The sequence below is a fragment of the Stackebrandtia sp. genome, from assembly GCF_035643755.1.
In the GTDB taxonomy this organism is placed as follows: Bacteria; Actinomycetota; Actinomycetes; order Mycobacteriales; family Micromonosporaceae; genus Stackebrandtia.
In genome coordinates, this window is record NZ_DASQPW010000038.1 from 1 (window position 1) to 11,108 (window position 11,108).

Here is an 11,108-nt window from a genome sequence, read left to right on the forward strand (position 1 = left end):
GCCACGGCAAGGAGCTGCCCGAGATCATGCGCGGCTTCGACGGCGTCCTGAAGCAGATCCGTTCGGTGAACCCGCGCGCGACCGTTCTCGTGGCGCAGCCGATCCCCATGGGCACCAGGCCCATGTACAAGAGCTGCCCGCGCTGCCCGGAGCAGATCAAGTCCCTGGACGACGCGATTCCACAGTGGGTGGAGAAGAACAACAACCTGAAATCGCCCGTCATCGACGTCGACCAGACGCGGGGATTCGACGTCGCCGCCGACACCACCGACGAGCTGCACCCCACCGACGCCACCGGAAACCCCAAGATCGCGCGGCGCTGGTTCAACGCCCTGAAAGGGGTGCTCGACCAGGAGTGAACGCTTCGGCTGTCGAACGGTCGACGTGCGCGTTCCGTGTAACCTGCGAGTGTGGCAGATTTCGTGAACCTCGAAGTGTCCGACGGCATCGGTGTGATTCACCTGTCGCGACCGCCGATGAACGCCCTGAGCCAACAGGTGCAGGAGGAACTGCGAGACGCGGCGATCGCCGCCGACGCGAATGACGACATCCGCGCCGTGATCGTCTACGGCGGCGAGAAGGTGTTCGCCGCCGGCGCCGACGTCAAGGAAATGGCGGGAATGGAGTACGCCGACATGTCGCGGCGGGCGCCCGACCTGTCCTCGGCCTTCGACGCCGTCGCCAAGATCGGCAAGCCCGTGATCGCCGCGATCGCCGGTTTCGCCCTGGGCGGGGGCTGCGAGCTGGCGCTGGCCTGCGACATCCGGCTGTGTACCGCCGACGCCAAGCTGGGCCAGCCCGAGATCAAGCTCGGCATCATCCCCGGGGCCGGGGGCACCCAACGTCTGCCGCGACTGATCGGCCCGGCCAAGGCCAAGGAGATCATCTTCACCGGGCGCATGGTGGAGGCCGACGAGGCCCTGCGCATCGGCCTGGTGGACGACGTCGTCCCGGCGGGGGAGGTCCTCGACGCCGCCAGAAAGTTCGCGGAGGTTTTTGTGCGGGGCCCCTCTAGGGCCCTGCGCGCAGCCAAGCAAGCCGTCGACACCGGCCTCGAGCTGGAGCTGCCCGCCGGTCTGGCCTGGGAGACCCAGCTGTTCGCCGGGCTGTTCGCCACCGGCGACGCCCACGAGGGCATGACCGCCTTCGCCGAGAAGCGCAAGCCGGGGTTCCAGGGCCGATGACGACGTTCGACGAGGTCGAGGCGGCGCGCAGCGATCCCAAGCGCGCCAACGTTCTCTACCACGACTGGGAGGCCGAGACCTACGACGAGAAGTGGTCGATCTCCTACGACCAGCGCTGCGTGGACTACGCGCGCGACCGCTTCGTCAACGTCGCCGGCGACCGGGGCTGGCCGTACGGCACCGCCCTGGAGATCGGCAGCGGCACCGGCTTCTTCCTGCTCAACCTCATGCAGTCCAAGGTCGCCGAGCGCGGCATCGTCACCGACATCTCGCCGAAGATGGTCGAGGTGGCCTGCCGCAACGCCGACAATCTCGGGCTGGACGTCTCGGGGCGGGTCGCCGACGCCGAGACCATCCCCTGTGAAGATTCCAGTGTGGACCTTGTCGTGGGTCACGCGGTGCTGCACCACATCCCGGACGTCACCCGGGCATTCGGCGAGGTGCTGCGGGTGCTGAAACCCGGCGGCCGTTTCGTGTTCGCCGGTGACCCGACCCGCATCGGCGACTTCTACGCCCGCAAGCTCGGCCAGCTGACCTGGTGGGCGACCACCTCGGTCACCCGGCTGCCCGGCCTGGAGGGCTGGCGGCGACCCCAGACCGAGCTCGACGAGTCCTCGGCCGCCGCGGCCCTGGAGGCCGTGGTCGACCTGCACACCTTCGTGCCGTCCGAGCTGGAGGCCATGGCGGTCTCGGCCGGGGCTCGGGACGTCGCGACCCTGACCGAGGAGCTCACCGCCGCGTTCCTGGGCTGGCCGGTGCGCACGTTCGAGGCCGCGGTGCCGCCCGACAAGCTGGGCTTCGGCTGGGCCAACTTCGCCGCAGGCGCCTGGAAGACGCTGTCGCGGCTGGACGCCGGGCTGTCGCGCCTGTTGCCCAAGGACGTGTTCTACAACGTGGCCATCACCGGACGAAAATGTGGCGACTGAGGCTGATCGCCGACCTCGCGCGGTACCTGTGGCTGCGGTCGCGCCGCCCGCGGGTGATCTGCCGCGGCATGGTCTACCTGGGGCGCCGCACCGAGATCCGGGCCCGCGCCGGTTACGGCCGCCTCATCCTGGGCCGCGGCGTGCGGATCGGCGACCACGGCGCGATCCGCGCCCACGAGGGCACCCTGAGCATCGGCGACGGCTGCGTGATGGGCTCCCGGGTCACCGTCAACTGCTACCTCGATGTGTCCATTGGGGACTCGACGTTGATCGCCGACGACGTGTACATCATCGACTTCGATCACCGCTTCGCCGACCCCGCCGTGCCCATCATGGACCAGGGCATCGTGAAGTCCCCGGTCCGGATCGGCCGGGATTGCTGGCTGGGCACCAAGGTCGTGGTGACCCGCGGGGTGCGCATCGGCGACGGCGCCGTGATCGGCGCGGGCGCGATCGTCACGGCCGACGTCCCGCCCGGCGCGATCGCCGCCGGGGTGCCCGCCCGGGTGATCGGCAAGCGCGACAACGCGCCCGGGTGAACCCGCGCGAGATTCCCCCCGCCCCGCGATGAGTTTCACGCCCCAAACGGGTCTACCGAACGTGACCGATGCCGAGCCCGCCCCGAGCCCACCTCAGCTGTGGACGCTGGACGCCGCACTCGATCGCGACGACATCCCCGAACTGTGCGCCAGCTTCGCCGAGATGGTGCGCCTGCGCCGACCCGTCGTGGTGATCTGCGACGTCACCGCCGTCGACCGCCCGAGGATGGCCATCGTGGACGCCCTGGCGCGGCTGCGCCTCATCGCCGAACGGCTGGGCAGCGGCATCGTCCTGCGCGGGGCGGGAACCCACCTGCGCCAACTGATCCTGCTGACCGGCCTCACCGACGTCCTGCCCTCGGAGTTAGACCGCCTCCTCGATCTGCGGCGGCAGGCCGAACAACGCGAACAGCCTCGGCGCGTCCAGGAACTGCGGGGTGTCCAGGAAGTTGTTCAACCCGGTGATGCGCCCGTCGGAGATCTCCAGAACCTGTAGCGCCCAAGGCTTCCACAGCCCCGGCGTCTCGGTGGGCCGGTACTGCCCGAAGGCGGGGAGGCCGTTGGCCACCGTGGGGATCATGCGCGAGCCGCGGCAACCGCAACCCGAGCCCAGCATCCAGGCCACGATCTGTTCCGGGGTCCGCAGCCACAGCGACAGCGGCGGCATCTGCAGGATCGCGTCCTCGTGGAGCAGCGAGGTGAGCGCGTCCATGTCGTAGGACTCGAACGCCGTGACGTAGCGGTTCAGCAGCTCCCGCTGCTCGGCGTCCAAGGGGTTGAGCGGCTCGGCGGGGCGCTCGTTGATCTCGGACATGGTGGATCGGGCGCGCTGCAGGGCGCTGTTCACCGAGGCGACGCTGGAGTCCAGCAGCTCGGCGACCTCCGCGGCCGACCAGTTCAGCACCTCCCGCAGCACCAGCACGGCCCGCTGCTTGGCCGGCAGCAGCTGCAGGGCCGCCACGAACGCCAGCCGGATCGACTCCGAGGCCACGGCCTCGTCGGCCGGGTCGGTGGGAATCGGGCCCATCCAGACGTTCTCCGGCAGCGGCGCGTCGGGCAGCTGGTCGGCCGTCGACGACGGGCCCAGGTCCATGGGGCGGGCGCGCTTGCCCGCGCCGTTGAGCATGTCGATGCACACGTTGCTGGCGATCCGGTACACCCAGGTGCGAAGCGACGACCGGCCCTCGAAGCGGTCGATGGCCTTCCAGGCGCGCACCATGATCTCCTGCACCGCGTCCTCGGCCTCGAAGGCCGAGCCGAGCATCCGGTAGCAGTACCCGGTCAGCTCGCCGCGGTATTTCTCGAGTTCGGCGGTGGCGTCGATCGTGTCGGTTGTCACGGGTGGAAATCTAGTCCTTCGGTACGACAACCGCCAAGTCCAGGCGCGACGCCCCACCGCCATACCGCACAATGGCAGCATTCCGCCAACCCGAGAGAGCGATCGATGGACCTGAATGAATACGTGACCGCGGTGCCCGACTTCCCGATCGACGGAGTGTCGTTCAAGGACATAACCCCGATGCTGTCCCACCCCGAGGCGTTCGCGTACTCCGTCGACCAGCTCACCGAGTCCGCCCGCGGCATGGACGCGGGCTCCATCGCCGCCTTCGACGCGCGCGGATTCCTGTGGGCCGCGCCCATGGCCTACGCCCTGCGGCTGCCGCTGGTGCCGATCCGCAAGGCGGGCAAGCTGCCGCGCGCCACCGCGGCCGAGACCTACCAGGGCGAATACGGCGCCGAGACCGTGGAGCTGCACACCGACGCCGTCGGCGCGGGCGACCGCGTCCTGCTGGTCGACGACGTCATCGCCACCGGCGAGTCGATGCGCGCCGGAGCCCGGCTGGTGGAGGGCCTCGGCGGCACCGTCGTCGGCTGCGCGGCCGTCATCGAGCTGACCTACCTGGGAGCCCAGCAAAAGCTCGACGGGTTGCCGGTGGTCTCGCTGCTGCGGTACTAAAACTCCGTCCAGCGCCGTAGTCAAGGCTTGACTTTCGTTCATACCGGCTGGTGAGCGGCCGGCGGTACCGTCTATGCCGTGAAGTTGCCGGGCTGGATGAAGCGGGTCTGGTCGCCCGGCCTGCGGACGACCACCCGAACCCCCGTGCAACAGTGGCGTTCCAACGTCCTGTGGTGGCTGGCGTGCACGCTTCCGGTGCTGGCGCTGATGCTCCTGCCCGGAGACACCAGCCTGTACACCCCGTGGGACGCGCTGGCGGTGGCGCTGGGCATCGGCGTCGCCCTCGGGCTGCGCCACGTGCTGCCGATGGCGGCGTTCCTGACCGCCGTCACCATGGCCACCTGGACGGCCACCCTGTTCGGCAGCTACGCGCCGCCGTGGGCCTCGCTGCTGATGACCGCGCAGCTGGCGGTCTGCTATCTGATCGGACGCGCCGACTCCGGCGACCACCGCCTCGCGGTGCAGTTCGCCGCGATGGCCGTGCTCATCGTGGCGCTGGTTCCCTTGCTGCACATCCGTTTGCTGGAGGGGGTCGAGCTCACCCTCTACCTGGTTTTCATGGTGGTGTTCCCGTGGCTGGTGGGCCGCTACCGCTACCAGCACGCCCTGCTGCTCACGGCGGGCTGGGAGCGCGCCGACCGGCTCGAGCGCGAGCAGCGGGCCGTGGCCGACCAGGCCCGGCTGCGCGAACGCACCCGCATCGCCGAGGACATGCACGACTCGCTGGGCCACGAACTCAGCCTGATCGCGCTGCGGTCCGCCGCGCTGGAGGTCGACCGCGACCTGCCCGAACGCCACCAGGAGGCGGCCGGCGAGCTGCGCAGGTCGGCGGCGGTGGCGACCGAGCGGCTGCGGGAGATCATCGGCCTGCTGCGCGACGAGGGCGAGTCGGCCAGCGTCAACCCGGTTGACGAGAGCGTCGCCGACCTGGTGGAGCGGGCCCGGGGTTCCGGCATGGACGTCCACCTGGTGACCGAGGGGGACGCCGCCACGCTGCCCCGGATGGCCGATCGGGCCGCCCACCGGGTGGTGCAGGAGTCCCTCACCAACGCCGCCAAGCACGCCCCCGGCGCCACCGTCTCCGTCCACGTCGAACACCGCGACGACCACTCCACGGTCACCGTCGTCAACGACCTGCCCGACGGCGACGCGCCGTCCGGCATCGGCGGCAAGCGCGGCCTGGCGGGTCTGTCGGAGCGGGTGCGGCTGGCCGGCGGCACCCTGCGCTCGGGCCCGCGCGCCGGTCGCTTCGAGGTCCACGCCCGTCTGCCGCACTCGCACGAGCAGTCGCTGGACGCCGAGCCCGACACCCCCGACACCGAGTCGGCGCAGCGCCACGTCGCCGAGCGCAATCTGGCCCGCCGCCGGCTGCTCACCGCCTTCGCCGTGCCGATCGGCATCCTGGCCATGCTGGGCATCGTCTCGGTGACCGTCTACTATGTCGTGACGTCGAACTCGGTGATGAGGCCCGCCGACTACGCCGCCATCCAGGTGGGACAGTCCCACGACGAGGTGAACAAGCTGTTGCCCACCTTCCAGATGATCGACCCGCCCACCACCTCCGGCGCCAAACACGCCCCCAAGGGCGCCGAGTGCGAGTATTACTCCGCCAAGAGCGCCGAATACTCCGACGTCTACGAGCTGTGCTTCGTCGACGATCGCCTCGCCGTGAAGCACGTCATCACCACCCAAGAACAATTGGAGCAGCAATCTTGAGAATCATCCTGGCCGATGATGAGGCGATGATCCGGGCGGGCGTGCGCGCCATCCTGGCCTCCGACCCCGATATCGAGGTGGTGGCCGAGGCCGCCGACGGCCGCGAGGCCGTGGAGCTGGTGCGCAAGCACCGCCCCGACATGGCGCTGCTGGACATCAGGATGCCCAAGGTGGACGGACTGACCGCCGCCGCCGAGATCCGCCGTCTGGCGCCGGACGTCGGCGTCATCATCCTGACCACCTTCGGCGAGGACGAGTACATCGCCCGGGCACTGGGCGACGGCGCCAGCGGATTCCTGTTGAAGTCCGGCGACCCCCGCGAGCTGATCGCCGGCATCCACGCCGTGGCCGCGGGCGCGGCGTTCCTGTCGCCGCAGGTGGCGCAGCGGGTCATCTCCGAGCTGTCGCGCGGCTCCGGCGGCGGCCGGATGGGGCGGGCCGCCCAGGCCCGCGAGCGCGTCGAACAGCTCACCGACCGGGAGCGCGAGGTGCTGGGCCACGTCGGTTCGGGCCTGTCCAACGCCGAGATCGCCCGCCGCCTGCACGTGGTGGAGGGAACGGTCAAGGCGTACGTCAGCGCGATCCTGAGCCGCCTGTCGGTGAAGAACCGGGTCCAGGCGGCGATCGTCGCCTACGAGGCGGGCCTCGTCGACGACTCCGCGTGACCGGCCCCCCACATCGGCCCGATCGGGCGTCGCAAGTCCGTTGTGTCCGATCCTTACGCAACCCTTACAACTCCTTACGCATACCCGAACACGGCGTGCGTTGACTCGTCCTCCAGGCGCGCGCGTACGGATGACCACAGGCATCCGATCGCACGCGGCGTGGAGAGGGGCAGGGAATGGGTCTCATGGCGGATCGGCTCGACAGCATGGTCGTGAAGGTCTCGTCTCCGGACGGTCTGATCACCGGCGAGTATCGCCCGAACCAAGGCGGAGTCGTCGTCGACTTCGCCGGTGACGGCTTTCGCCGCTATCGCGAACGCGGCCTGGAGCGCCAGCTCGCCGCGGTGGCGCAGCGTTTCTGGCGGGGATACCGGACCGCGTACGACCGCGCGCTCGCCGAGGCCACCGGGCGTCCCACGACACACGGCGAGTACTGGGAGGCCGACCGACGCCGGTACTGGGCGGAGCGGGACGCGACCAGCTACGAGGGGATGTCGGCCGGAGAGTGCGTCTATTTCCACAGCGTCGGACTGCGCGACTTCAACGTGGTGATCCGGGACGGTTGGCTGGCGGGGTCGACAAAGGAGCGATTCGCCCGGGAGGTCGCCACCGGCTTCTCCGCGATGATGTCCGATTACCGGACCAAACTCGCGCGACTGCGGGACAAACACTATGGCCGCGGTCGCTGAACCCGGATTCACCGAAAGGAACACGCGATGTCAGTAACCGAGTCCGTCACCGGCGGGGACCTGTACCACCTGTGGTGGGTGGCCGATCACGCGCTGCCCGCCGTGGCGAACATGTACTCCGATATGACCGTGGCTCACCAGGACGTCTTGTCCAAAGGTGACGCCGATGAGTTCGGGGACTGTTGGGGGGCCTGGAGAGCCCTCCAGTCCCAGGCGCACCGGATGATGTACCTGACCGGGATCTCGGTCGGCCTGTCGGCGTACGCGCTCGACCTTGCCATCCAGGAGTTTAAGTACGTGGACGAAGGCAACGGCAAGGAACTCACCGCGGCCGGCAAGGGCCTGGAAACGATCCTCGGCGACGACAATCTCAGCGTGCCACCGGTCAAAGTGGACGGACCGCTGGCCGACCCCGCGGACAGCGCGCCCGACTCGATCCTCAACGGTCCCGGGATCAACGGCCCCACCATCCCGGTGGGCACTCCGGGCTCCGGCGACTGAGACGCCGCCCGACGCGTGGCGCCAGACCACCGACCACATAGTCCGCACACCAAACCCGCGCGAAACCACGTCCACCATCCCGGCGAGGAGCCGACATGAATGACGACACTTCCATCCCCGACGACGACGAACTCATGGACCTCGCCCACCACATCGTCGCCCTGTACTCGTCCAAGACCGCCTGGCTGATGAACGAGCGCCTCATCGGCGACGACAGCTATGTACCCGTCGACTCGGATGCCTTCGAAGACGACGCCGAGTGGGTCGTCGGCAGGTTCAAGGAGCTCATGGGGCCGAGCCCGGGGGCCGACTTCGACGCGAAGGCGGATGCCTGCAAGAAGATGGTGTCCATGCTCGGCGTCGCCGGTGATTTCAAGCGCGATGTTCAGGCCGAGTTCGTCACGGGCGATCTGGACGACATCGACAACGCCATGGACCATATGAACAAGTGGGATGGCGCCCTGGCGAACTCGTTCGCCAACGACTACCTCGGCAAGTTCAAGACGATCGCGGGCAATCAGGGCATCGTCATGGCGATCCTGGCGAACGACATGATCGCCATGCGCAACATCCTGGCCGAACGGCGCCGAAGCCTGAAGCGGACCGGCGACAACGCGGTCACCGCGCTCGAGGCGATCGACGGACTCAGTGGCTCTGACCTGACCGTGGCCTTGTCGGTCCTGAGTGCCTTCCTGGGCATCGTCACGGCGGGACTGGGGGCCGTGGGATCCGTGGCCGTGGACGTGGGCGGGGCGGTGGTGTCCGGCGGTGTCTCCCTGGGGTCCGCGCAAGTCCCCGACGACAAGGAGATGCCGCTGGGCTCCGACGACCCGTCCGGAGTCCTGGACAAACTCAAGTCCGCCCTGGACGAGTTGGAAAACGAGATCCAGGACAAACAAGACGCCCTCAACAAGAGCTTGTGGGACACCCGCGATGTGGTCGCGAAGATCGTGCTGGCTTCGAGCAGTGGTAACAGCGATGCCTACGGCAGCGGCCAGGGATCGCCGAACACGGAGCTGGTACCGGGCACCCCGAAATTGGATATCGTCGCCACCACCGAACCCGGCAAGCTCGACGACGGACTCGTTCAGTTCACCTGATCGACCGCGTCAGACCGAGGCGTTCTCGTCCTTGTTCGGGGTTGAGTCCGTGGAGTCCTTGGCCGGTCCCTCGGCCGCCTTGCGCCGCTCGGCGCGCTTGGCCAGCAGGTGACGGGTCAGCTCCAACAGCCCCGCGCACACCATGGCCAGCACGAATCCCAGGCCGAGCGCCAGCAGCGGGCGGTCCTGGAAGGTCTTGCCCGCGATGTAGCCGATCGCGCCGCAGTAGACGCCCCAGGACGCCGCGGCGATCAGGTCGAAGGAGGAGAACTTGCGCAGCGGGTACCGGACGGCGCCGCTGGTGATGGTGATGGCGGTGCGTCCGCCGGGTATATAGCGCGCCACCACCAGGACGATCCCGCCGCGTTTCACCAGGGAATCGTGCGCCCAGTCGAACGCCTTCCTGGTCTTGCCCCCGGGTTTCAGCCGCCGCGCGATCGGCCCGAAGGCGAAGCGCCCGATGGCGTAGGAGACGTGGTCGCCGCAAAACGCCCCGACGGCGGCCACCAGCATGATCAGACCGATGTTGGGATAACCCACCGACGCGGCCGAGGCCCCCGCCACGATCACCGAGGTCTCTCCCGGCACGACCGGGAAGAACCCGTCGAGGAACGCGATGCCGGCGACGATGACGAATACCCACGGCGTGTGCATGAACTCCTTGAGGTAGTCCATGAGCACGGTCTCGATGTGATGCACGCGATGAAGCGTAAGGCATATCGGGTGGGCCGCCCACCCACGGTCGTCACCACGCGGCCTGAACTTTCGTCGGGGGTCAAGAGCCCCAAACGATCGGAGACTGCTCCTGCCACAGCTTCACCAATCCACTGTCGCCGGAGATGGTGAGGTCGTCGATGCGGCACCGATTCCACAGCGCCAGGTACAAAAGCTCCACCGGGCCGCTCAGCACGCAGTCGGCCACGCCGTCGAAGGTGCGGGTGGTGGCCACCGGCTGGTCGCTGATCCGAAGGAACCAGTCGCTGCCGCCGGACGGTTCGTCGGTGGCGTGCAGCCGCAACACCTTCGGGATCGCGGTGCGCACCCGGCTGTAATCGCGGCCGTGGAAGCCCACCAGGAGCTCGTCGATGCCGTCGACGGCGAAGGTCTCGCCGATCGGCGACACCTCGTCGCCGCGCGCCGACTCGGCGTCCACCCGATGAATCGCGGCCTCGTGCGCCTGGCGGCGGGCCCAGAACTCCTTGGCCGACGCCGCCGGCAGGAAATGCCAACAGTCCAGATCGTCGGGCGCCTCGTCGAGCGCCCGCAGCAGCTGGGCGTGGCTTTCGCGATACCACTCCACCATGAGCGCCGAATCCGGGATCGGCCCGGCGATCTGGTCGATCTCGGGCGAGCGCGGGCGGGACCGGCGGCCCTCGGAGATGATGGTCCTGGCCCACCGGTGAACGGTGCCGGTATGCCACAGCAGGTCCCTGATGGTCCAATCGGGGCACGTGGGTACCGGGGCACGCAGACCCACCTCGTCGGCAGCCTCGGCTAGCAACGCGCCCTCGCGTCGCAGTGCCTCAACGTGTTCAACAGTTGCCATCGGGTTGGAGTCTGGCATTCAAACGTGGCACGTGCAACAGCGGAGCGCAGGCGATATGAAAACGTTAACCAAGGGTTGCTGTTCGTTTGCGAGAACACTAGGTAGGTGCCCGCGGCCTGCGAAAGGAGCGATCGTGGACGATGCCGCGGCACGGCTGCTGCTGTTGACCGACGGCCGCCAGTCCCCGCGCCGGCTGGTCGATCAGGTGGCCGCCGCGGTGCGGGCCGGGGCGCGGCGGGTGGTGCTGCGCGAGAAACATCTGCCCGCCGACCAGCGGCGCCGCCT

Annotated in this window: 13 protein-coding genes and 1 pseudogene; 11 read left to right on the plus strand and 3 right to left on the minus strand. The window is 68.9% G+C overall.

Going from position 1 to position 11,108, the window contains the following annotated elements; genetic code table 11:
* From VE172_RS02950 to VE172_RS25645, 5 genes and pseudogenes are all read left to right on the plus strand, one after another.
* The coding region (locus VE172_RS02950; RefSeq protein WP_324796928.1) for a hypothetical protein at positions 1–359 on the plus strand (359 nt) is incomplete at its 5' end.
* A gap of 51 nt (positions 360–410) precedes the next feature.
* Positions 411–1,184: an enoyl-CoA hydratase/isomerase family protein gene (locus VE172_RS02955; RefSeq protein ID WP_324796931.1), complete on the plus strand. Its 774-nt coding sequence runs from the start codon at positions 411–413 to the stop codon at positions 1,182–1,184.
* On the plus strand, positions 1,181–2,110 hold the full coding sequence (locus tag VE172_RS02960; protein WP_324796934.1) for a class I SAM-dependent methyltransferase: 930 nt from the start codon (positions 1,181–1,183) through the stop codon (positions 2,108–2,110). The genes VE172_RS02955 and VE172_RS02960 overlap by 4 nt, the downstream gene beginning before the upstream one ends.
* Entirely contained in the window at positions 2,098–2,649 is a 552-nt protein-coding gene (locus tag VE172_RS02965; RefSeq protein WP_324796937.1) for an acyltransferase, read from the plus strand. Before VE172_RS02960 ends, VE172_RS02965 begins: the two co-directional genes overlap by 13 nt.
* Before the next feature lie 28 nt (positions 2,650–2,677).
* Positions 2,678–2,980: pseudogene (locus VE172_RS25645) on the plus strand (STAS domain-containing protein); the annotation flags it as partial.
* 33 nt (positions 2,981–3,013) lie between these two features.
* On the opposite strand, the gene VE172_RS02975 reads toward VE172_RS25645, so the two are convergent.
* Positions 3,014–3,988, minus strand: coding sequence for a sigma-70 family RNA polymerase sigma factor (locus VE172_RS02975; RefSeq protein WP_324796940.1), 975 nt, complete (start codon positions 3,986–3,988; stop codon positions 3,014–3,016).
* A gap of 105 nt (positions 3,989–4,093) precedes the next feature.
* Between VE172_RS02975 and VE172_RS02980 the strand changes: the two genes are divergently transcribed.
* The 6 genes from VE172_RS02980 (at position 4,094) to VE172_RS03005 (ending at position 9,277) form a co-directional block, all read left to right on the plus strand.
* On the plus strand, positions 4,094–4,606 hold the full coding sequence (locus VE172_RS02980; protein WP_324796943.1) for an adenine phosphoribosyltransferase: 513 nt from the start codon (positions 4,094–4,096) through the stop codon (positions 4,604–4,606).
* Positions 4,607–4,684: 78 nt separating this feature from the next.
* A complete protein-coding gene (locus tag VE172_RS02985) occupies positions 4,685–6,322 on the plus strand; it encodes a sensor histidine kinase (protein WP_324796946.1) in 1,638 nt (545 codons plus the stop codon).
* Complete coding sequence (locus tag VE172_RS02990) at positions 6,316–6,987, plus strand: response regulator transcription factor (protein ID WP_349258232.1); 672 nt, start codon at positions 6,316–6,318, stop codon at positions 6,985–6,987. Before VE172_RS02985 ends, VE172_RS02990 begins: the two co-directional genes overlap by 7 nt.
* 185 nt (positions 6,988–7,172) lie before the next feature.
* Positions 7,173–7,676 (plus strand): hypothetical protein, encoded by a 504-nt coding sequence (locus tag VE172_RS02995; RefSeq protein ID WP_324796952.1) that lies wholly within the window; start codon positions 7,173–7,175, stop codon positions 7,674–7,676.
* Positions 7,677–7,703: 27 nt separating this feature from the next.
* Positions 7,704–8,177 carry a hypothetical protein gene (locus tag VE172_RS03000; RefSeq protein ID WP_324796955.1) on the plus strand — a complete coding sequence of 158 codons (474 nt, stop codon included), beginning with the start codon at positions 7,704–7,706 and terminating at the stop codon, positions 8,175–8,177.
* 95 nt (positions 8,178–8,272) lie between these two features.
* The gene (locus VE172_RS03005; protein ID WP_324796958.1) at positions 8,273–9,277 is read left to right on the plus strand and encodes a hypothetical protein; all 1,005 of its coding nucleotides are present in this window, start codon (positions 8,273–8,275) and stop codon (positions 9,275–9,277) included.
* A 9-nt stretch (positions 9,278–9,286) separates the two neighbouring features.
* On the opposite strand, the gene VE172_RS03010 is transcribed toward VE172_RS03005, so the two are convergent.
* Positions 9,287–9,976: a DedA family protein gene (locus VE172_RS03010; protein WP_324796961.1), complete on the minus strand. Its 690-nt coding sequence runs from the start codon at positions 9,974–9,976 to the stop codon at positions 9,287–9,289.
* A gap of 76 nt (positions 9,977–10,052) precedes the next feature.
* The gene (locus VE172_RS03015) at positions 10,053–10,823 is read right to left on the minus strand and encodes a maleylpyruvate isomerase family mycothiol-dependent enzyme (protein ID WP_324796964.1); all 771 of its coding nucleotides are present in this window, start codon (positions 10,821–10,823) and stop codon (positions 10,053–10,055) included.
* Positions 10,824–11,108: the final 285 nt, after the last annotated feature.

Excerpts from the sequence above, each read along its gene's own strand:
- VE172_RS02960 (WP_324796934.1), top strand. The coding sequence starts at position 1,181 with ATGACGACGTTCGACGAGGTCGAGGCGGCGCGCAGCGATCCCAAGCGC.
- VE172_RS02965 (WP_324796937.1), top strand. The coding sequence starts at position 2,098 with ATGTGGCGACTGAGGCTGATCGCCGACCTCGCGCGGTACCTGTGGCTG.
- VE172_RS02980 (WP_324796943.1), top strand. The coding sequence starts at position 4,094 with ATGGACCTGAATGAATACGTGACCGCGGTGCCCGACTTCCCGATCGAC.
- VE172_RS02995 (WP_324796952.1), top strand. The coding sequence starts at position 7,173 with ATGGCGGATCGGCTCGACAGCATGGTCGTGAAGGTCTCGTCTCCGGAC.
- VE172_RS03000 (WP_324796955.1), top strand. The coding sequence starts at position 7,704 with ATGTCAGTAACCGAGTCCGTCACCGGCGGGGACCTGTACCACCTGTGG.
- VE172_RS03005 (WP_324796958.1), top strand. The coding sequence starts at position 8,273 with ATGAATGACGACACTTCCATCCCCGACGACGACGAACTCATGGACCTC.
- VE172_RS03015 (WP_324796964.1), bottom strand. The coding sequence starts at position 10,823 with ATGGCAACTGTTGAACACGTTGAGGCACTGCGACGCGAGGGCGCGTTG.